This window comes from Shimwellia blattae DSM 4481 = NBRC 105725 (genome assembly GCF_000262305.1).
GTDB lineage: Bacteria > Pseudomonadota > Gammaproteobacteria > Enterobacterales > Enterobacteriaceae > Shimwellia > Shimwellia blattae.
This window is the reverse complement of record NC_017910.1, coordinates 2,689,916-2,710,829: the sequence shown is the minus strand read 5'-3', so window position 1 is coordinate 2,710,829 and position 20,914 is coordinate 2,689,916. Positions and strand designations below refer to the sequence as shown.

20 protein-coding genes and 1 riboswitch are annotated in these 20,914 nt (G+C 60.4%); of the genes, 11 read left to right on the top strand and 9 right to left on the bottom strand.

The features are described from left to right. Positions 1 to 7 precede the first annotated feature (7 nt). The 3 genes from EBL_RS12695 to bioA form a co-directional block, all read right to left on the bottom strand. A complete protein-coding gene (locus EBL_RS12695) occupies positions 8 to 1,279 on the bottom strand; it encodes a putative acyl-CoA thioester hydrolase (RefSeq protein ID WP_002439361.1) in 1,272 nt (423 codons plus the stop codon). A gap of 178 nt (positions 1,280 to 1,457) precedes the next feature. Beyond that, positions 1,458 to 1,934 carry a kinase inhibitor gene (locus tag EBL_RS12690; protein ID WP_002439363.1) on the bottom strand — a complete coding sequence of 159 codons (477 nt, stop codon included), beginning with the start codon at positions 1,932 to 1,934 and terminating at the stop codon, positions 1,458 to 1,460. Positions 1,935 to 2,003: 69 nt separating this feature from the next. Further along, on the bottom strand, positions 2,004 to 3,293 hold the full coding sequence (gene bioA / locus EBL_RS12685) for an adenosylmethionine--8-amino-7-oxononanoate transaminase (protein ID WP_002439365.1): 1,290 nt from the start codon (positions 3,291 to 3,293) through the stop codon (positions 2,004 to 2,006). Positions 3,294 to 3,381: 88 nt separating this feature from the next. On the opposite strand from bioA, the gene bioB reads away from it, so the two are divergent. The 5 genes from bioB (at position 3,382) to uvrB (ending at position 9,548) form a co-directional block, all read left to right on the top strand. Continuing rightward, on the top strand, positions 3,382 to 4,419 hold the full coding sequence (gene bioB, locus EBL_RS12680; protein ID WP_002439366.1) for a biotin synthase BioB: 1,038 nt from the start codon (positions 3,382 to 3,384) through the stop codon (positions 4,417 to 4,419). Further along, entirely contained in the window at positions 4,419 to 5,576 is a 1,158-nt protein-coding gene (gene bioF, locus EBL_RS12675; RefSeq protein ID WP_002439369.1) for an 8-amino-7-oxononanoate synthase, read from the top strand. The genes bioB and bioF overlap by 1 nt, the downstream gene beginning before the upstream one ends. Then, entirely contained in the window at positions 5,563 to 6,315 is a 753-nt protein-coding gene (gene bioC / locus EBL_RS12670; protein WP_002439370.1) for a malonyl-ACP O-methyltransferase BioC, read from the top strand. The genes bioF and bioC overlap by 14 nt, the downstream gene beginning before the upstream one ends. Then, positions 6,308 to 6,988, top strand: a complete 681-nt coding sequence (bioD, locus tag EBL_RS12665) for a dethiobiotin synthase (RefSeq protein WP_002439371.1) — start codon at positions 6,308 to 6,310, stop codon at positions 6,986 to 6,988. The genes bioC and bioD overlap by 8 nt, the downstream gene beginning before the upstream one ends. Before the next feature lie 547 nt (positions 6,989 to 7,535). Beyond that, positions 7,536 to 9,548: an excinuclease ABC subunit UvrB gene (gene uvrB, locus EBL_RS12660; protein ID WP_002439372.1), complete on the top strand. Its 2,013-nt coding sequence runs from the start codon at positions 7,536 to 7,538 to the stop codon at positions 9,546 to 9,548. A gap of 10 nt (positions 9,549 to 9,558) precedes the next feature. On the opposite strand, the gene yvcK is transcribed toward uvrB, so the two are convergent. Next, positions 9,559 to 10,488 (bottom strand): uridine diphosphate-N-acetylglucosamine-binding protein YvcK, encoded by a 930-nt coding sequence (gene yvcK, locus EBL_RS12655; RefSeq protein ID WP_002439374.1) that lies wholly within the window; start codon positions 10,486 to 10,488, stop codon positions 9,559 to 9,561. 226 nt (positions 10,489 to 10,714) lie between these two features. Beyond that, positions 10,715 to 10,851, top strand: a riboswitch (molybdenum cofactor riboswitch). On the opposite strand from yvcK, the gene moaA reads away from it, so the two are divergent. The 5 genes from moaA to EBL_RS12630 all read left to right on the top strand — a co-directional run bounded on the left by moaA (position 10,839) and on the right by EBL_RS12630 (position 13,622). Beyond that, positions 10,839 to 11,828 carry a GTP 3',8-cyclase MoaA gene (moaA, locus tag EBL_RS12650; protein WP_002439375.1) on the top strand — a complete coding sequence of 330 codons (990 nt, stop codon included), beginning with the start codon at positions 10,839 to 10,841 and terminating at the stop codon, positions 11,826 to 11,828. It overlaps the preceding riboswitch by 13 nt. Positions 11,829 to 11,909: 81 nt before the next feature. Next, positions 11,910 to 12,395, top strand: a complete 486-nt coding sequence (moaC, locus tag EBL_RS12645) for a cyclic pyranopterin monophosphate synthase MoaC (RefSeq protein ID WP_002439377.1) — start codon at positions 11,910 to 11,912, stop codon at positions 12,393 to 12,395. Beyond that, positions 12,388 to 12,633, top strand: a complete 246-nt coding sequence (gene moaD / locus EBL_RS12640) for a molybdopterin synthase sulfur carrier subunit (RefSeq protein ID WP_002439379.1) — start codon at positions 12,388 to 12,390, stop codon at positions 12,631 to 12,633. Before moaC ends, moaD begins: the two co-directional genes overlap by 8 nt. Positions 12,634 to 12,635: 2 nt before the next feature. Then, entirely contained in the window at positions 12,636 to 13,088 is a 453-nt protein-coding gene (gene moaE, locus EBL_RS12635; protein WP_002439380.1) for a molybdopterin synthase catalytic subunit MoaE, read from the top strand. 117 nt (positions 13,089 to 13,205) lie between these two features. Then, positions 13,206 to 13,622, top strand: coding sequence for a YbhQ family protein (locus tag EBL_RS12630; RefSeq protein WP_002439381.1), 417 nt, complete (start codon positions 13,206 to 13,208; stop codon positions 13,620 to 13,622). On the opposite strand, the gene EBL_RS12625 is transcribed toward EBL_RS12630, so the two are convergent. From EBL_RS12625 to EBL_RS12605, 5 genes are read right to left on the bottom strand one after another with little or no spacing between them, the layout of a single operon-like run. Further along, positions 13,584 to 14,690, bottom strand: a complete 1,107-nt coding sequence (locus tag EBL_RS12625) for an ABC transporter permease (protein WP_002439382.1) — start codon at positions 14,688 to 14,690, stop codon at positions 13,584 to 13,586. The genes EBL_RS12630 and EBL_RS12625 overlap by 39 nt on opposite strands. A gap of 9 nt (positions 14,691 to 14,699) precedes the next feature. After that, entirely contained in the window at positions 14,700 to 15,824 is a 1,125-nt protein-coding gene (locus EBL_RS12620) for an ABC transporter permease (protein WP_002439384.1), read from the bottom strand. Further along, the gene (locus tag EBL_RS12615; protein ID WP_002439385.1) at positions 15,821 to 17,560 is read right to left on the bottom strand and encodes an ATP-binding cassette domain-containing protein; all 1,740 of its coding nucleotides are present in this window, start codon (positions 17,558 to 17,560) and stop codon (positions 15,821 to 15,823) included. The genes EBL_RS12620 and EBL_RS12615 overlap by 4 nt, the downstream gene beginning before the upstream one ends. Then, positions 17,553 to 18,563 (bottom strand): secretion protein HlyD, encoded by a 1,011-nt coding sequence (gene hlyD, locus EBL_RS12610; RefSeq protein WP_002439387.1) that lies wholly within the window; start codon positions 18,561 to 18,563, stop codon positions 17,553 to 17,555. Before hlyD ends, EBL_RS12615 begins: the two co-directional genes overlap by 8 nt. Beyond that, on the bottom strand, positions 18,556 to 19,242 hold the full coding sequence (locus tag EBL_RS12605) for a CerR family C-terminal domain-containing protein (protein ID WP_002439389.1): 687 nt from the start codon (positions 19,240 to 19,242) through the stop codon (positions 18,556 to 18,558). The genes hlyD and EBL_RS12605 overlap by 8 nt, the downstream gene beginning before the upstream one ends. A gap of 252 nt (positions 19,243 to 19,494) precedes the next feature. Here EBL_RS12605 and rhlE point away from each other — a divergent pair, with 252 nt between their 5' ends. Beyond that, positions 19,495 to 20,862 (top strand): ATP-dependent RNA helicase RhlE, encoded by a 1,368-nt coding sequence (rhlE, locus tag EBL_RS12600; RefSeq protein WP_002439391.1) that lies wholly within the window; start codon positions 19,495 to 19,497, stop codon positions 20,860 to 20,862. Positions 20,863 to 20,914: the final 52 nt, after the last annotated feature.

Below are 20,914 nucleotides of genomic sequence, written 5' to 3'. Positions count from 1 at the left end.
TATCTGGCTACTCCTGGCTGCCGGCGCCGTGGTTCTGATACTCCCACATCCGGTTGTACTGCGGATCGTTCAGGTTACGTTGTTCAGCCACATTGCCGCTGAACGGACGCAGACTGACGGAGGCATCCCCCCAGGGTTTTTCGCGGTTAAACCCGGCGTTAATCACGCTGTCGCGGATAGCCACCTGGCCATTGGCGGTTTGCCCGGGCTGATAACCACTGGCCCCGGCCCCCAGATCCCAGGCGCGGCCCAGCTGGGCGACACCCTCACCGCTGGCAACAAAGCGGCTGTTTATTGCCAGGAAACCGTAGTAGATCCCGGGCAGGGTGGCGGGGGCGAACACATAGCCTTCTTTCTGCGTGCGGCTGTTCACCAGGCGAAATTCTGTATTGTCAAACACCGCCGCGCCGCGCCCGGCCACCATATCCACATCGCCTTCTATATAGCTGTCCGTGACCAGGGTGCGCGGCTGGCCGTCATTGCGCATCTGGTTATGAACATCGCTATTGGTAAACAGCAGGGTGTTCTGGCGGCCCAGAATATTTACCCGGTCAAGCTGGGTTTTGTCGCCATCTGTCCGTAAGGCGACCCCGGGGTTATCCCCCTCGCCGCTGGCGTCGCCCAGGGTGTTGGCTATGGTCAGGTTCTTCAGTTGCAGGCCGTTATTCTGGGACCAGACCACCGCCGAGCACATCAGCCCTGCGGTGGCGCTGTGCTGGCGCTGGCAGCTGTCATACATATACCACGCGGGTTTCCCCGGCATATATTTGCCCGACGGGTTAACCGTATGGCGCCAGTCACTGAGCGCGCTGTGGCCATTGATGGCGCTGACTATCTTCACCGCTTCCGGGTTATCCCCCAGGCCGTACAGGGTCACGCTGCCGGAGGCCGCCGGAATATACAGGGTTCCCTCATAGTTGCCGGGCATAATGGCAATGTACTGGCGGCGGCTGGTGCGCTTCTCAATAGCGGCATCAACAGCGGCCTGGAGAGTGGTGTGGGTGACACCGGCCTCACCGGCGGGGCCGACGACAAAATCCGCTGTCTGTGCCACGGTAACCGGGGCCGGTTGCCAGGCGGGCTGTTGGGGATCCCGGTCGCTGAAATAGCGCTCCCGGGTGTAGTTTTGCGCCTCCCCGGCAGAAAGAACCGGCCGGGCCTGGGTGCCTGGCGCCTGCTGCGTAGAGGGCTGGCTCTCCGGCGGCGTGGAACTGCAGGCTGACAGCGCGGCTCCTGAGATCAGCGCCAGCGCAAGACGGGAAACGGACAATGTTTTCAAGAGATGCTCCTTGCTGAAGAAAAAACGAATGCTGAGGGGGAACCCCCGGTGTATCTCAGCCGCCTGTTTTTATACCAGGTTAAGCGAAACGGGAAGCAATAAGTGACAGTGCCGGGCAAGATATTGCCGGAACAGAGAGAAAAAACGACCCCGCCACCGGCCAGGCGGCGGGGAGAACTTAACTGAACAGCGCCGTCAGCGAGGCGCTGGCAAGGCTGTGAAAATGAACATTAAAGCCGACCATGGCGCCGCTGGCCCCTTCATCTACCTCAATCCGATCGGTATCAAGGGCGTGGACGGTAAAAATGTAGCGGTGGCGCTCGCCCTGTGGCGGTGCCGCGCCGCCGTAACCCGCTTTGCCGAAGTCGGTACGGGTCTGGATGGCCGGGTGGGGGACCTGAGCCAGGCCCGAGCCCGCCCCCTGGGGCAACTCACGGCACCCGGCGGGCAGGTTGGCGACAATCCAGTGCCACCAGCCGGAGCCGGTGGGCGCATCGGGATCGTAGCAGGTGATTACAAAACTTTTGGTTTGTGCGGGCACATCTTCCCAGGCCAGGTGCGGGGAGATATTGCTCCCCGTGTAGCCCATCCCGTTGAAAACATGACGCAGGGGAAGGATGTCGCCATCGCGAAAGTCGTGGCTGAACAGCTTCATGGTGTCTCCTTGTGGCGTAGCGTATCAGCCACCGTTGTACCAGAAACCACTGCCGGTTGTCAGGCCGGATCAGTCACTGAACAGCGCCGGGCACTGTACCGCTTCTGCCACGGCGCTGATCAGCTTCTCCAGCTCCTGAGGGCGAATAATATAGGGTGGCATCAGGTAGATAAGTTTACCGAACGGGCGGATCCACACGCCGCGTTCGACAAAAAAGCGCTGCAGCGCAGCCATGTTGACCCGCTGGTGGGTTTCCACCACGCCAATGGCACCCAGCACCCGCACATCGGCAACGGTCCGGGCGGCCCGCAGGGGCTGTAACCCGGCGCGCAGTTGCGCCTCAATACGCGCCACCTGGTGTTGCCAGTCGCCCTGCGCCAGCAGATCAAGGCTGGCACAGGCCACGGCGCAGGCCAGGGGGTTACCCATAAATGTCGGGCCGTGCATAAAGCAGCCGGCTTCCCCGTCGCTGATGGTTTGCGCCACCGGGCGGGTGGTCAGGGTGGCGGACAGGGTCATGGTGCCGCCGGTCAGGGCCTTACCCAGGCAGAGAATATCCGGCGTTATCCCTGCGTGCTCGCAGGCAAACAGCTTACCGGTGCGCCCAAAGCCGGTGGCGATTTCGTCGGCTATCAGCAGGATACCTTCCCGGTCACACATTTTGCGGATCCGCCGCAGCCACTCCGGATGGTAGATGCGCATTCCCCCCGCCCCCTGGACGATGGGCTCGAGGATCACCGCGGCAATCTCATGGCGGTGGGCCGCCATCAGGCGGGCAAAGGGGACGATATCCTGCTCATCCCATTCAGCGTCAAAGGCGCAGGTGGGGGCGGGGGCAAACAGATTCTCTGCCAGATACCCCTTCCACAGGCTGTGCATGGAGTTATCCGGATCGCACACCGACATGGCCCCGAAGGTATCCCCGTGGTAGCCGTTGCGCAGGGTCAGAAAGCGCTGGCGTTTCTCCCCTTTTGCGTGCCAGTACTGGAGCGCCATCTTCATGGCCACTTCCACCGCCACTGAGCCGCTGTCTGCCAGGAATACACACTCCAGCGCTGACGGGGTGATGGCGACCAGGCGGCGGCACAGCTCCACCGCAGGCTGGTGGGTAAGCCCGCCAAACATCACGTGAGACACCTGGTCAATCTGCTGCGTCATGGCGGCATTCAGCTGCGGGTGGTTATAACCGTGGATCGCCGCCCACCAGGAGGACATGCCGTCTGTCAGGGTCTCTCCCCCGGCGAGCGTCAGGGTGCATTCCCGGGCTGAGGCCAGCGGGTAAACCGGCAGGGGGTGAGTCATGGAAGTGTAGGGATGCCAGATATGCCGGGCATCAAAGGCGAGATCCTGTGGCGTCATAAGGTGACTTGTAAACCTAATTAAAAAGATTTAGTTTACAAGTATAACGACAAACCATTCACGATAACACCCCTTTTGGGAGAGGCTCATGGCTCACCACACGCGCTGGACACTGTCGCAAGTCACCGATTTATTCGCAAAACCACTGCTGGAGTTACTGTTTGAAGCCCAGACCGTACACCGCCAGCATTTCGATCCCCGCCAGGTTCAGGTCAGCACGCTGCTGTCGATTAAAACCGGCGCCTGCCCGGAGGACTGTAAATACTGCCCCCAGAGCGCACGCTATAAAACCGGGCTGGAGAGCGAACGCCTGATGGAGGTCGAACAGGTGCTGGAATCCGCCCGCAAGGCGAAACAGGCCGGATCCACCCGCTTTTGCATGGGGGCCGCCTGGAAAAACCCCCAGGAGCGCGATATGCCCTATCTGGAGCAGATGGTTCAGGGGGTCAAAGCCATGGGGATGGAAGCCTGCATGACCCTGGGCTCCCTCTCAGACAGCCAGGCCCGGCGCCTGGCCAGTGCCGGGCTGGACTACTACAACCACAATCTGGACACCTCGCCGGAGTTCTACGGCAATATCATTACCACCCGCAGTTACCAGGAGCGCCTCGACACGCTGGAAAAAGTCCGCGATGCGGGGATCAAAGTCTGCTCCGGCGGGATTGTCGGGCTGGGGGAGAGCGTTAACGACCGCGCCGGGCTGCTGCTACAGCTGGCTAACCTGCCGGTGGCGCCGGAAAGTGTGCCGATCAATATGCTGGTTAAGGTCAAAGGCACGCCGCTGGCAGATAACGACGATGTGGATCCTTTTGATTTTATTCGCACTATCGCCATTGCGCGCATTATGATGCCCACCTCTTATGTGCGGCTCTCCGCCGGGCGCGAACAGATGAGCGAGCAGACCCAGGCCATGTGCTTTATGGCCGGGGCGAACTCCATTTTCTACGGCTGCAAGTTGCTCACCACCCCCAATCCGGACGAAGACAAAGATCTTATCCTGTTTCGCAAACTGGGCCTTAACCCGCAGCAGACCACCACTGAGCTGGGGGATAACGGCCAGCAACAGCAACTGGCCCACCAGCTGCTGAATGCCGACAGCGAACTCTACTACAACGCGGCCCTGTGATGAGCTGGCAACAACGCATTGACCAGGCGCTGGATGCGCGCCGGGCCGCCCGCGCGCTACGCACCCGCACCGCACTGCACGGCCTGCCAGCAGGGCGGATAGGCTATCAGGGGCGGCGCTGGCTCAATTTTTCCGGTAATGACTACCTCGGGCTCAGCCACCACCCGGCGGTGATCCGCGGCTGGCAGCAGGGGGCGGATGAGTACGGGGTGGGCAGCGCGGGCTCCGGCCATGTGACCGGCTACGCCCCGGCCCACCAGCAACTGGAGGCGGAGCTGGCCCAGTGGCTTGGCTACCCCCGGGCGCTGCTGTTTATCTCCGGCTTTGCCGCCAATCAGGCGGTTATCCATGCGCTGATGGCGAAAGACGATCGCATTCTTGCGGACCGGCTGGCACACGCCTCGCTGCTGGAGGCCGCCGCCCTCAGCCCCGCCGGGCTGCGGCGTTTTACCCATAACGATCCCGCCTCCCTTGGCCGCCTGCTGGAAAAACCGCTTAGCGGCCAGCAGCTGGTTATCACCGAGGGGGTATTCAGTATGGATGGGGACCAGGCCCCGCTGGCGGAGATTGCCCGCCACAGCCAGCGCCCGGATACCCTGCTGATGATAGACGATGCCCACGGAGCCGGTGCCACCGGCCCCCAGGGGCGCGGAAGCTGCGCCCTGGCCGGGATACACCCGGATATTCTGGTGGTCACCTTCGGTAAAGCCTTCGGGGTCAGCGGGGCGGCTGTGCTGTGCAGTGAGGCGCTGGCGGACTATTTGCTGCAGTTTGCCCGCCATCTTATCTACAGCACCGCCATGCCGCCCGCCCAGGCAGTGGCGCTACAGGCGGCGCTGGGGGTGATCCGCAGCCCCGAAGGGGATGCGCTGCGCGGTCACCTTGATGAGCATATTGACTATTTCCGCGCCGCCAGCGCCGGGTTGCCGCTCACCCGGGGGGACTCGCACACCGCGATCCAGCCGCTGATCACCGGGGATAACGCACGGGCGCTGACCATAGCGGCCCGGCTGCGTGAGCGGGGCCTGTGGGTGACTGCCATTCGCCCGCCAACGGTGCCCCCGGGCACCGCGCGGCTGCGCATTACGCTCACCGCGGCCCACACCCGGCGCGATATTGACACGTTGCTGGAGGGGCTTGCCCATGTCTGTCAATAAACCGGCGATCGCGGCCGCCTTTGGCCGGGCGGCGGGCCACTATGACCAGTTTGCCGGGCTGCAACGCCAGAGCGGGGAGCAGTTGCTGACCCTGCTGGGGGGCACGCGCCCGGCAACGGTGCTGGATGCCGGATGCGGCACCGGCTGGTTTAGCCGGGTATGGCGCCAGCGCGGCACCCGGGTGCTGGCGCTGGATATCTCCCCGCAAATGCTCGAGAGCGCCGCCAGGCAGCACTCGGCAGACCAGTACCTGAACGGTGATATTGAACAACTGCCCCTGGACGACGGGCAGGTTGATCTGGTGTGGAGTAACCTGGCCGTTCAGTGGTGCAGCGCCCTGTCCGGCGCGGTCAGTGAAATGTGCCGGGTTACCCGCCCGGGGGGGCAGGTGGCGTTCAGCACGCTGCTGTCCGGCTCGCTGCCGGAGCTGCACCAGGCCTGGCGGGAGGTGGACAGTTACCGCCACGGTAACCGTTTTTTGACCCGGGAACAGGTGATTGCCGCCTGTGGCGGGCGCTCGCTGGCAGCCCATGATACGCAAATCACCCTGCGTTTCCCGGATGTGTTAACCGCCATGCGCTCTCTGAAAGGCATTGGCGCCACGCACCTGCACGAAGGCCGCCCGGCTACGACCCTGACCCGGGGGCAACTGACGCGCCTGGCCCTGGCCTGGCCCCGGCAGCAGGGGGAGTATGTTCTCAGTTATCAGCTTTTTTATGGAGTGATCCGTTGTGATTAAGCGTTGGTTTGTGACCGGCACCGATACCGATGCCGGTAAAACAGTCGCCAGCTGTGCCCTGCTGCGGGCCGCGGCCGCGGCGGGAAGGCGTAGCGCCGGGTTTAAGCCGGTGGCGTCAGGCAGTGAGCTTACCCCCCAGGGGCTGCGCAATAGCGATGCGCTGGCGCTACAGCGCGCCAGCAGCGTGGCGCTCACCTATGACCAGGTAAACCCCTATACGTTTCTGGAGCCGACCTCGCCGCATATTGTCAGCCGGGAGGAGCAGCGCCCGGTGGATCCGGCGCGCATGTCTGCCGGGCTGCGGGCGCTGGAGCCCCTGGCAGACTGGATCCTGGTGGAGGGGGCCGGGGGCTGGTTTACTCCGCTCTCAGAGCACATGTTCTTCCCGGACTGGGTGGTGGCAGAGCAACTGCCGGTTATTCTGGTGGTGGGGGTGAAGCTCGGGTGTATTAATCACGCCCTGCTGACAGTACAGGCGGTGCGCCAGGCCGGGTTGCCGGTCGCCGGCTGGATTGCCAGTGATGTGCAGCCACCCGGGCGACGCCACCGGGAGTATATGGCAGCGCTGAGCGCCATGATAGACGCCCCGCTGCTGGGGGAAATCCCCTGGCTGGGGGAGGGGGCTGAGTACCAGGATACCGGGCGCTATCTGGATTTGTCCGCCCTGCAATAATCACGGGCGGGGCTATTGCAGGCGGCTGTGTGGCTGTCTGCGGCGGCGGAAAAAAATCAAAAAAAATTTTTTCCGCCGTGTTTTTTATCATTTTGCGCTGCCCGGGCAGCGGCGCAGATTCAGGGCCGGAGGCAGTTATCCACTATTCCTGTGGATAACCTTGTGTATTAGAGTTAGAAAAGCGCCGGTAAGCGAGAAAATACGCGGCTTGCGCCTGAAGTGGCGTGAAAGAGAGCTTAAATAGAAAATTAATACAAAACAGCGTGTTAAATAAAATCAAGCGCTGTCAGGAATCTGTCATTTTCCGGGGAAGAACTTTCTTTACACCCCTTGACAATTGTTAAAAAGCCCCCTCCATCTGGGGATAACCCGCTGCCCGGTTCAGGCTGAGAAAACCACTTTTTGATAATCTCCTGTCGGGCAACGCAGCGGCGGTTTTTTTATCACCTGACTGGGTTTTTATCCAGTATTTTTGAGTGGTAAATTTGCCACGGACGGGTAAAATTACCCCGTCCCGCCCGTTTCTTCGTCATCAGGTATCTGTACCATGAGCAAACTTTTTAAACTGCACTCTCCGTTTAAACCCTCCGGTGATCAGCCGGACGCTATCCGGCGTCTGGAAGAGGGGCTGGAAGATGGTCTGGCCCACCAGACCCTGCTGGGGGTGACCGGCTCAGGGAAGACGTTTACCATCGCCAATGTGATTGCGGATCTGCAGCGCCCCACCATGGTGCTGGCACCCAACAAGACCCTGGCGGCCCAGTTATACGGCGAGATGAAAGAGTTCTTCCCGGAAAACGCCGTGGAGTATTTCGTCTCCTACTACGACTACTACCAGCCGGAAGCCTACGTTCCAAGCTCGGATACCTTTATTGAGAAGGATGCCTCGGTCAACGAACATATCGAGCAGATGCGTCTGTCCGCCACTAAAGCGCTGCTGGAGCGGCGGGACGTGGTGGTGGTGGCCTCGGTGTCCGCCATCTATGGTCTGGGGGATCCTGACCTGTACCTGAAAATGATGCTGCATTTAACCAGCGGCATGATTATTGACCAGCGGGCCATTTTGCACCGGCTGGCGGAGCTGCAATACACCCGCAATGACCAGGCCTTCCAGCGCGGCACGTTCCGGGTACGCGGCGAGGTGATTGATATCTTCCCGGCGGAATCGGACGATATCGCCCTGCGGGTGGAGCTGTTTGATGAAGAAGTAGAGCGCCTGTCGCTGTTTGACCCGCTCACCGGGCAGGTGATGTCGGTGGTGCCCCGCTATACCATTTACCCCAAAACCCACTATGTCACCCCCCGGGAGCGGATCCTCCAGGCCATGGAGGAGATCAAGCTCGAACTGGCGGATCGCCGTAAGGTGCTGCTGGCCAGTGACAAGCTGGTGGAAGAGCAGCGCCTGAGCCAGCGCACACAGTTTGATCTGGAAATGATGAACGAGCTGGGCTACTGCTCGGGGATCGAAAACTATTCGCGCTATCTGTCTGGCCGGGGCCCCGGCGAGCCACCGCCCACCCTGTTTGACTACCTGCCCGCCGATGGCCTGCTGGTGATTGATGAATCCCACGTGACGGTGCCGCAGATAGGCGGCATGTACCGGGGGGACCGGGCCCGTAAAGAGACCCTGGTGGAATATGGCTTTCGCCTGCCTTCAGCGCTGGATAACCGCCCGCTGAAATTTGAAGAGTTCGAGGCGCTGGCCCCCCAGACGATTTATGTCTCGGCCACGCCGGGCAACTATGAGCTGGAAAAATCCGGCGGTGAAGTGATAGACCAGGTGGTGCGCCCGACGGGCCTGCTGGATCCGGTGATTGAAGTGCGCCCGGTAGCCACACAGGTAGACGATTTACTGTCTGAAATTCGCCAGCGGGCGGAGAAAAACGAGCGGGTGCTGGTCACCACACTCACCAAACGCATGGCGGAAGATCTCACCGAATACCTTGAAGAGCACGGGGAGCGGGTGCGCTACCTGCACTCGGATATCGACACTGTCGAGCGGATGGAAATTATCCGCGACTTGCGGCTCGGGGAGTTTGATGTGCTGGTGGGGATCAACCTGCTGCGCGAAGGGCTGGATATGCCGGAAGTCTCCCTGGTGGCTATTCTCGATGCGGACAAAGAAGGCTTCCTGCGTTCTGAACGGTCGCTGATTCAGACCATTGGCCGTGCGGCCCGTAATATTAACGGCAAGGCTATCCTCTACGGGGATAAGATCACCCCGTCAATGGCGAAGGCCATCGGCGAAACGGAACGCCGCCGCGAGCGCCAGCAGCGCTATAACGAGGAGCACGGTATTGTGCCCCAGGGGCTGAAAAAGCGGGTGGTGGATATTCTTGCCATGGGCGAGGGGCTGGCGAAGACCAAAAGCAAACGGGCAAAAGGCAAAGCGGCGGCCAGCAGCGAGGATCGCGCCCTGTCGCCGAAGGCGCTGCAACAGCGGATTGCCGGGCTGGAAGCGCAAATGTTTGAGCACGCCAAAAACCTGGAATTTGAAGAGGCGGCGCGCCTGCGCGACGAGCTGCACGCCCTGCGCGAGCTGTTTATTGCCGCCTCCTGAGCCGCCTGGTTCAGGCCGGGATCCGGTTGCGCTTATCCAGAGCGAGCAGGGTATGCTCCAGGGCGTTGCGCAGTAGCTGCCTGTCGTGGCGGTAGGGAATATCCGCAGCGGCCAGCGGCTCGCAGATCATTAACCGCCCGGGGGTACTGCTGCCCGCCACCGGCTGCCCGACTATCGCCGCATCAATCCAGGGGCGGCCCACACACTGGCTCATCAGGGCCAGTTTATCCTCCAGGCTCAGGCTTGCGGCCGCCGGGCTCAGCTCCCGGGCGAGGTTACCGATATACACCATCGGCGCGCGGCTGCGTTTCAGGGCACAGGCCAGCTCGCTGACCAGCAAAATCGGCATCAGACTGGTGTAGAAACTGCCCGGGCCGATAATCACCAGCTCGGCGTTCTCAATGGCCAGTACCGCCTCCCGGGTGGCGCTGACCGGCGGGTGCAGTTGCAGGCTCTGAGGGGCGGCGGTGAGCTGGTCCACATTCAGCTCCCCGTGCACTTCGTGGCCGTCTTTGTCTATCGCCACCAGATCCACCGGCTGCTCGGACATGGGGATCAATTGCGCGTCGACCTTCAGCAGGTCGCGAATTAAATTTATCGCCTCCAGAGGCCGCACGCTGAGGTTATCCAGCGCTTTTAACATCAGATTTCCGAGGTTATGCCCGGAAAGCTCCCCATTACCCCCAAAACGGTATTCAAACATGGTGGAAGCGGTGCTGGGTTCCGTGATTAACTGGTTCAGACAGTTGCGGGTGTCCCCCCAGGCGATACCGCCTTCAGACTGGCGGATCCGGCCGGTAGAGCCGCCGTTATCGGTGGTGGTAACAATACCGGTCAACCGTGACCCGAGAAATGAAAGGGAAGACATCACCCGGCCCAGACCGTGGCCTCCCCCTAACGCAACAACCTGATTAAGGTCAGACAGCGTGCGGTTGCGCATACAGCATCCTTAGTAAGTGTTCTTAACTTACGGTAGCGTAAATGCGACCAAAAGACGATGCGGGCACCGCAGACTATGACACATATCAATGTGAAAAATGCATTTTCGCCTATTCTGTAGCGTAAATGCAGAATTTGTACGCTATATAGAAAATTTTATAACGAAAACAGGCGGTGGCACATTGTGCGGTAACGCGCTACCATCCTCTGTAACCAGTTTTCGCCGCGGCGAAAACATACACTCAAGCCCCTGAACCTACGTCTGCCGGATAGGGTTCCCGGGCCGCGATGCACTGACATCGCCAGGGTGCAGAAAGAAATGCCTGCATCTCCCGATTTGGAAAGGTGTTTATGGTCTCTCAACTTACCGATGCTTTTGCGCGGAAATTTTACTATCTGCGCCTGTCAATTACCGATGTCTGCAACTTTCGTTGCACTTACTGCCTGCCGGACGGCTACAAACCGGGTGCGGTAACCAATAAAAGTTTTCTGAGCCTGGACGAGATCCGCCGGGTAACCCGCGCTTTTGCAAACCTGGGCACTGAAAAAGTGCGCCTGACCGGGGGCGAGCCCTCCTTACGCCGGGACTTTACCGGGATCATTGCCGCCATCCGCGAAAATCCGCAAATCCGCCAGCTGGCGGTCACCACCAACGGTTACCGGCTGGCCCGGGACGTTAAACAGTGGCGCGATGCCGGGTTAACGGCGCTGAACGTCAGCGTGGATAGCCTGGACGCCCGCCAGTTTCACGCCATCACCGGCCAGGATAAATTCCGCCAGGTGATGGCCGGTATTGATGCCGCCTTTGAGGCGGGCTTCAGCCGGGTAAAAGTTAACACGGTGCTGATGCGCGACGTGAACCACTACCAGCTGGACACCTTCCTTGAGTGGATCAAACACCGCCCGATCCAGCTGCGCTTTATTGAGCTGATGGAAACCGGCGACGGCGGCGATCTGTTCCGTAAACACCACATCTCCGGGGCGACCATCCGCGAGCAGCTGCTGGCCCGTGGCTGGATCCACCAGCTGCGTGAGCGCAGCGACGGCCCGGCACAGGTGTTCTGCCACCCGGATTATGTCGGGCAAATCGGGCTTATCATGCCCTATGAGAAAGACTTCTGCGCAACCTGCAACCGCCTGCGTGTCTCTTCGGTGGGGCAACTGCACCTTTGCCTGTTTGGCGAAAATGGTGTGCCGCTGCGGGACTTGCTGAGCGACGATACCCAGCAGGCGGCGCTACAGGCGCGGATTTCTCAGGCACTGAGCGCGAAAAAACAGACCCACTTCCTGCACCAGGGGAACACCGGTCTGACCCGCAACCTGTCGTTTATTGGCGGGTGATCCCGGGGCCCGGTATTTTCGTATATCAACAGGCGCGGGTATCCGCCCGCGCGGCTTTTACCTCTATCTGAAGAACTTATCATGGCGCAACTGACCCATATTAACGCCGCAGGCGAAGCCCATATGGTGGATGTCTCCGGCAAGCACGAAACGGTACGCGAAGCGAGGGCCGAAGCCTTCGTCACCATGGCGGCGCAAACCCTGGCGATGATTATCGACGGCAGCCACCACAAAGGGGATGTCTTTGCCACGGCGCGTATTGCCGGGATCCAGGCTGCAAAACGCACCTGGGAGCTGATTCCGCTGTGCCACCCGCTGCTGCTGAGCAAAGTGGAAGTACAGCTTGAGGCACAACCCGAGCACCAGCGGGTGCGGATTGTGTCCCGCTGCCGCCTGACCGGGAAAACCGGCGTTGAAATGGAAGCGCTGACCGCGGCCTCCGTTGCGGCACTGACGATTTACGATATGTGTAAAGCGGTACAGAAAGATATGGTCATTGGTCCGGTGCGTCTGCTGGCGAAAAGCGGCGGAAAATCCGGTGATTTCAGGGTGGATGAAAATGATTAACGTACTGTTTTTTGCCCAGGTCCGGGAGCTGGTCGGGTGCGACAGCCTCCGTGTGGACACGTCGTTTCCAAGCGTAGAAGCTCTGCGCCAGCACCTTTGCGCGCGCGGCGATCGCTGGGCCCTGGCGCTGGAGTCCGGCAAACTGCTGTTTGCGGTAAACCAGACCCTGGTGGCGGCCGATCACCCGCTGTGTGACGGTGACGAAGTGGCCTTCTTCCCGCCGGTGACCGGAGGCTGAAAATGGACAATACCCGTATCAGAGTGGGCCACGATGGCTTCAGCGTGGGTGACGAGTACCAGTGGCTGGCCCAGTGCGATGCCGACGGCGCCGTGGTGACCTTTACCGGCAAAGTGCGCAACCATAACCTTGGCGACAGCGTTAGTGCCCTGACCCTGGAGCACTACCCGGGCATGACCGAAAAAGCGTTGGCGGAAATTGTCGCCAGCGCCCGGGAGCGCTGGCCGCTGCAGCGGGTGTCGGTTATTCACCGCACCGGCGAGCTGTGGCCCGGGGATGAGATTGTGTTTGTCGGGGTTACCGGAGCCCATCGCGGCAGCGCGTTTGAGGCGGCCGAGTACATTATGGATTACCTGAAAACCCGCGCGCCGTTCTGGAAGCGTGAAAAAACCGCCGACGGCGACCGCTGGGTTGACGCCCGGGAGAGCGACCAGCAGGCGGCATCCCGCTGGTAACCCGGCGGGCGGTTTTTCGGCTGTAAAATGTAAGGCGCGTCACAAAAACACACAGTATATGGGCGCGATTTCCCGGCGGTATGGTCTGATAGATCATTTACCAGCCGGAGAAACAAGATGAAATGGCAACAGTATGTTCGGGTAGTGACCGGAATGAGCTGCGGGCAGATCCTGCTGCATCTGTTTGTCGTTGCGTTGCTGCTGGCGGGCTGGCTGCACGGGGCGCTGGTCCGGGTGGGTCTCGGGCTTTGTGTGCTCTACGCGCTGACCCTTATCACCATGCTGATGCTACAGCGCCACCCGGTGGGGCGCCGCCGCGAGCTGGGTGATGCGCTGGAAGAGCTGACCACCACCTGGTACTTTGGCACGGCGATGATAGCCCTGTGGCTTATCTCCCGGATGCTTCACAACCCCCTGTTACTGGCCCTGTGCGGCCTGGGGCTGCTGGCGGGCCCGGCGTTGCTTTCGCTGCTGGCAAGAGAGAACCGCCGCCGCTCAGGCAATCTTGCGCCGAAACATGGCATACGCCGCTGAGCCGGTACTGGCCGCAATCACCAGCAGCGGCCACAGGCTCTGCCAGATAATACCGATACTGGCGTCCTTGAGGTAAATCTGCTTGGTGATATCCGTAAAATGCCGGATGGGGTTAATCCAGGTGAGATTCTGGAGCCAGAGCGGCATATTCTCTACCGGCGACACATAGCCTGAGAGCAAAATTGCCGGCATCATAAAGACAAACACCCCGATAAACGCCTGCTGCTGTGTGGCACACATTGCCGAAATCAGCAGGCCAAACCCCACCAGCGACAATCCGTAAATCACCATCGCGAAATAAAACAGCGCCAGTGAACCGGCAAAGGGGATCTGGTATGCCCAGATCCCGACCCCCAGCACAATAGATGCCTGAAAGGTGGCGACAATCAGCGCCGGAACGGCCTTGCCGACAAATATCTGCCAGGTAGAAAGGGGGGAGACCAGCAGCTGATCCAGGGTGCCCTGTTCCCGCTCCCGGGCAACGGACAGGGAGGTGACAATCAGCACCCCGATGGTGGTTATCATGGCAATCAGCGAGGGGACCACAAACCACTTATATTCCAGGTTCGGGTTGTACCAGTTGCGAATGACCAGCTCGCTGTTATTGGGCTTTGGCTTTCCGGCAATCAGCTCCTGCTGGTAATCCTCAATAATCTGCTGCAGGTAGTTAGCGGCTATCTGGGCGCTGTTTGAGTTGCGGCCATCAAGAATAATCTGCACGCTGGCCTTCTTAAACCGGGCAATATTGCGCGAGAAATCTGCCGGAAAGCGGATCAGCAGCAGCGCTTTTTGCTGGTCGATTGTCGGCTGGATCTGCTGCGGGTTCTGCAACAACAGCACATGGGTAAAGGCTTTGGCCCTGGCGAAGCGTTGGGTCAGCTCTACGGCGTGTTTGCCGTTATCCTCGTTGTAGATGGCGATGGTCGCATTGGTCACCTCAAGGGTGGCGGCAAAGGGGAACAGCAGCACCTGGATAAGCACCGGCAGGATCAGAATGGCCCGGGTCTGGGGTTCGCGCAGCAGCGACTGTAGCTCTTTGCGAATCAGGGTCCATAAACGGTGATACATGGCGGCTCCTTAGTCCAGCCGACGTTTGGTTTTCAGGGCGGTAAGGCCGATAAACATAATGGCGGAGGCAATTAAAAACAGCACATTGACCACCAGCACCGGGGCGATATTCCCGGCCAGGAACAGGCTTTGCAGCGTGCTGACAAAATAACGGGCCGGGATGATATAGGTCACCAGGCGGATCACCGCGGGCATGCTGTCTATCTGGAAAATAAACCCGGACAACATAATCGAGGGCAAAAACGCGGCATTGAGCGCGACCTGGGCGGCATTAAACTGATTGCGGGTCACGGTTGAAATCAGTAACCCCATGCCCAGAGTGCTGAGCAGAAACAGGCTGCTTATCAGAAACAGCAGGATCAGCGAGCCGCGAAAGGGCACCTGCAAAATAAACACCGCCACCAGCATACAGATAAGCATCGCCAGCATGCCCAGCACATAGTAGGGGATCAGTTTACACAGCAGCAGTTCGCTGCGGGTCACCTCGGTGGAGAGCAGCGCCTCCATGGTGCCGCGCTCCCACTCCCTGGCAACCACCAGGGAGGTGAGGATCGCGCCAACCACCGTCATGATGATGGTTATCGCCCCGGGAATAATAAAATGGCGGCTGATGGCGGCGGCGTTAAACCAGTAGCGCAGCTGGGGCTCTATCAGCGGCTCAAAATGCTGGCCCTGATCTTCTGCCCGCTGTTGCTGCCAGATTTGCCAGATCCCCTGGGCATACCCCTGGACAAAGTTGGCGGTATTGGGCTCGCTGCCGTCGGTGATAACCTGAATCGGGGCCGTATTGTTGCTGCGGGTCATCCGGCTGTCAAAATCCACCGGCAGAACAATAATGCCGCGGATTTTACCGGCCTGCATCAGGCCGATAAGCTCGCTGCGGTTATCGCTGATGGTGGGGGCAATAAACGGCGAGGCGCTGACCGCGTGGGTGAAGTCCAGGGCGTCTTCGCTGCGCTGCTCCAGCAGCACGCCAACGTGCAGACGGCTGGAGTCGAGGTTAATCCCGTAGCCGAAGATAAACAGCAGCAGCAAAGGGATAACCACGGCGATAAGCCAGCTACTGGGATCGCGAATAATCTGGCGAGTCTCTTTAACACACAGGGCGCGCAGGCGGCGCCAGGACAACATCATGCGCTGTGCTCCTTATCCCAGGCGTTGATCAGGCCAATAAACGCCTGCTCCATGGTGGGATCCGGGGTGGTGGCATCGGCCACTTTTTGTTTGAGGGCGTCCGGTGTGCCGCTGTCGATAAGTTTGCCGTGGTACACCAGACCTATCCGGTCGCAGTATTCCGCCTCATCCATAAAGTGGGTGGTAACCATCACGGTGACGCCTTTTTCCACCATGCTGTTGATATGCAGCCAGAACTCCCGGCGGGTGAGGGGATCCACCCCGGAGGTGGGCTCATCAAGAAACAGAATATCCGGCTCGTGCATCAGTGAGCAGGCGAGGGCGAGGCGCTGCTTAAATCCCAGGGGGAGGGCGTCTGTGGCCTGGTTTGCCACCGGCTGAAGGTTAAACGCCTCGCTCATGCGGGCGATTTTATCCGCCTGCTGGCGGCCCCGCAGGCCGTATACCCCGGAGAAGAACGCCAGGTTCTGGGCCACGGTGAGGTTGCCATACAGCGAGAATTTCTGGGCCATATACCCCAGCCGCTGGCGGGCCTTTCCGGAGCCGGTCTTCAGATCCATACCCAGCACCAGCGCCTGGCCGGAGGTGGGCACCAGCAGGCCGCACATCATCTTAAAGGTGGTAGATTTCCCGGCACCGTTGGGCCCGAGTAAGCCGAAAATTTCGCCGCGCTTCACGGCAAAATTCACATGATCTGTGGCGGCGAAATCGCCGAACTTTTTGGTCAGCTCCCGGGCTTCGATGATGGTCTCATCCGGGTTCTTTTCGATGGTGTGCAGCACGTCGCCAATGGGGGACTCGGTGCTGGCCGCGCCGCCGAGCAAGTCAATAAACGCATCTTCAAAGCGCGGGGTGGTGGGGGTGATACGTTCCGCGGGCAGTTGCAGTGCCGCTGTCAGCTGCGCGCCGTCTACCCCCTTGCGGGAGATAATACGCACCGAGCGGCCCTGGATCATCCCGTCGCTGATTTGCGCCTGTTTTAACGCCCGCTGCAGAAGCTGGCGGTTATTTTCCCGGGGGCTACTCATCAGCCAGGTGCGCCCGGCCATGTTGCGGGTCAGGGCGGTGGGCTCACCGTGATACAGCAGCTCGCCTTCGTTCATCAGCAGCACATCCCGGCACTGTTCTGCTTCATCCAGGTAAGAGGTGCTCCACAGGATCAGCATGCCGTCGTTAGCCAGCTCATGGACCATCTGCCACAGTTCGCGGCGGGAGATGGGATCAACGCCGACCCCGGGCTCATCCAGCAGCAGTACGGCGGGCTCCCCCACCAGTGTGCAGGCCAGGCCGAGTTTTTGTTTCATCCCCCCGGAGAGTTTCCCAGCCAGGCGCCCGGTAAAGGGGCCCAGGGCGGTAAACGCCAGCAGCCGCTCAAAGGTGGCCTTGCGGGCAGCCCCGGTCACGCTGCGCAGATCCGCATACAGGTTCAGGTTCTCCTGCACGGTTAAATCTTCATACAGGCCAAATTTCTGTGGCATATAGCCCAGCGCACTGTGCAGTTCGCTGTCGTTTTCCACCGGATCGAGCCCTATCACCCGGGCGCTGCCGCTGGTGGGCTTGAGCAGCCCGGCCAGCATGCGCATCAGGGTGGTTTTGCCCGCCCCGTCCGGGCCCACCAGGCCGGTGACATAGCCCGGGTTGATCACCACATCCAGGCTGGCGACCGCCGGTTTTTCCATACCGGGGAAGGTTTTCACCAGTTGCTGTAGCCGGATGCTGTTATCGGCCTTATCCATTGTGTGGCTCACCCGTCTGCTGGCGGGGGGCAAACTCGATGGTGACCGGCATGCCCTGGCGCAGGGTGTCATCCGGATCGGTCACCACAATTCGCAGGCGGTAGACCAGATCGGTGCGCAAATCGGTGGTTTCCACGGTTTTGGGGGTGAACTCCGCCGTGGGGGAGACAAAGCCAATTTTACCGTGGTAGGGCTTATCCGGGCGGCCATCAATATAGACCAGTACCTCGCTCCCTGGCCGGGCCCGGTTGAGGTTTACCTCGTCCACATAGGCGCGCACCCAGACCGGGCGGGTCAGGGAGAGGGTAAGCACGGTGCTGCCGGCGCTGAGCATGGTGCCCGGCTCTACGGCGCGGGTCAGCAGTGTCCCGTCCGAGGGGGCTGTCAGGGTGGTATCCGCCAGATCCAGTTTTGCCTGGGCCAGTTGCGCCTCGGCCTGTGACAGGCTGGCTTTCGCCTGGGCAATTTCCTGCGGACGGTTACCGGTGTGGTACTGGCTGAGTTTATCTTCGGCGGCTTTTAAGTTCGCTTTCGCCTGATCCCGGGCGGAGCGGGCGTTATCCAGATCATTGGCTGAAATGGTGCGGCTGGCCCACAGCCCCTGCTGGCGCTGATGGAAGCTCTCCGCATACTGCCAGGCGGCCCGGGCCTGATGCACTGCCGCCTGGGCCTGGGCTATCTCTTCGTTACGGTAACCGGCGGTCATCAGATCATATTTCGCCTGGGCTGCCGCCACGTTGGCCTCGGCCTGGTGCAGCGCATTCTCATAAGGGGCCTTGTCGAGCGTGCCGATGGTCTCGCCGCGTTTGAGGGTGTCCCCCTCATCCACCGCCAGGTTATCCAGGCGCCCGCCAACCCGGAAGCTGATATCCACCGTGCGGATATCCACATTGCCGTACAGGCGGAAGGTTTTGTCCTGGCCGAAGTAGTACCACAGCCCGCCACCGGCCAGCAGCAGGATAAGAATGATCACCAGAACAGTGAGCGGTTTTTTGTTATTCATGACTGACTATCCCTTGTTGTGCCGATAACCCCTGGAGTATCAAATCAAAATGCTGATTCACCACCCGGCAGATAACCCGGGTCTTCTCTTCATCAAAGGTTTTCCAGCCGGTGCGCAGCAGGACCGTCTCCTGCAGTAACCGGAAGGTGAGGATCTCCCCGACCATGGCCTGGGCGTGAAGAATGGTTTCTACGTCATCCGCCTGGCGGCCGGTGTAGCGGGCAAGCATGGCGGTAAAAGTGATATGCAGCGGATCGATCACCTGGTCGTGGATCAGCCGGTAGGCGCTGGTCGGGGAGAGCTGCTCCCGGGAGATAAAGCGGCTGATATTGATCGTTTCCCTGGCGGTCAGCAGGTGGAGCATCTGATTTGCCCACTGGTGAATCAGCGCCCGGATGGCGGGGCGGTCTGGCTCACTGGCGGCCAGCAGTTGCCGGGCCTGGGGCAGAAAAACCGCCAGATTCTGCTGGATAAAACCGGCAATCCAGCGGGCGCAGGCGAGGTATAAATCGTCTTTTGAGCCGAAGTAGTAAGTAATGGCGGCAATATTCTGACCGGCCCCGGCGGCAATATCCCGGGTGGTGGCGTGCAGGCCATACTCCCCAAACTGGTTAAGGGCCGAATGGATAAGCTGGTTGCGGGCCTGTTCCCCGCGGGAGGTCGGCGGTGTATTGCTCATAGATAAAAATCTTAGTCAATCGTTTGATTAACTAACTCTAGCCCCCGATTTCCGGCTTGTCCAGTGGGGGCGGGCCTCCGGCTAAAAATGTGACAAAACACGCAAAATTAGCCTGAATGCGCCAAACGGTGTTACACTACGCGGCTACACGGCACAGTGGTTTGTGCCCCCTTAAGGCCGAAGTTCTGGCCAGTGACATCCCCCCGGAAACTACATTGTCAGTTGGACAATCGGGGCGGGTCTGGAGCAGTTATGTCTTTTGAATCCCTCGGGTTAAATCCGGATATTTTACGTGCCGTGGCGGAAGCCGGTTATAGCGAACCGACCCCGGTCCAGCGTCAGGCTATTCCGGTGGTTCTTGCCGGTCGCGATCTGATGGCCAGTGCCCAAACCGGTACCGGGAAAACGGCGGGTTTTACCCTGCCATTATTACAACGCTTAATTAATAATCAGCCCCACGCCAAAGGGCGTCGCCCGGTGCGGGCGCTGATCCTCACCCCAACCCGTGAGCTGGCGGCTCAGGTGGGGGAAAACGTTCGTCAGTACAGCAGCTATCTGAATATCCGCTCCCTGGTGGTGTTTGGCGGTGTCAGCATTAACCCGCAGATGATGAAACTGCGCGGCGGTGTGGATGTGCTTATCGCCACCCCGGGCCGCCTGCTGGATCTGGAACACCAGAACGCGGTCAGCCTCGACAGTGTGGAGATTCTGGTGCTGGATGAAGCCGACCGGATGCTGGATATGGGCTTTATCCATGATATTCGCCGGGTCCTGGCAAAACTGCCTGCCCGTCGCCAGAACCTGCTGTTCTCTGCCACCTTCTCGGATGAGATTAAATCGCTGGCCGGTAAACTGCTGCATAACCCGGAAGAGGTGGAAGTGGCGCGCCGCAACACCGCTTCTGAACAGGTTACCCAGCACGTGCACTTTGTGGATAAGAAACGCAAGCGCGAGCTGCTCTCTTACCTGATTGGCCGGGATAACTGGGAGCAGGTGCTGGTGTTCACCCGGACAAAACACGGGGCCAACCATCTGGCGGATCAGCTGAAAAAAGACGGTATCACCGCGGCCGCTATTCACGGGAACAAGAGCCAGGGCGCGCGCACCCGGGCGCTGGCTGATTTTAAATCCGGCGCGATTCGCGTGCTGGTGGCAACGGATATCGCCGCCCGCGGACTGGATATCGAAGAGCTGCCCTGGGTTGTTAACTATGAGCTGCCCAACGTACCGGAAGATTATGTGCACCGTATTGGCCGTACCGGCCGTGCGGCCGCCACCGGTGAGGCGCTCTCGCTGGTGTGTGTGGATGAGCATAAACTGCTGCGCGATATTGAACGCCTGCTGAAGCGCGAAATTCCGCGCATGGCGATCCCGGGCTATGAGCCGGATCCGTCCATTAAAGCGGAGCCTATCCAGAATGGCCGCCAGGGCCGTGGTCAGGGCCAGGGTCGCGGTGGCGATCGACGCCCGGCAAACGGTGGTCAGGGCCAGCCGCGCAGCGGACAGAGCGATCGCCGCCAGGGCACTCCCCGTGGGGAAGGGGCTCGTGGTGGTAACGGGGCCAGCGCCAAACCCCAGCAGCGCCGCCGCCCGCCGCGTAAACCGGCAGCCGCACAGTAAATTGTTCTCTTAAGGCCAGTGACCCTGGCCTTTTTCTTTTGCGTAGCGCTAC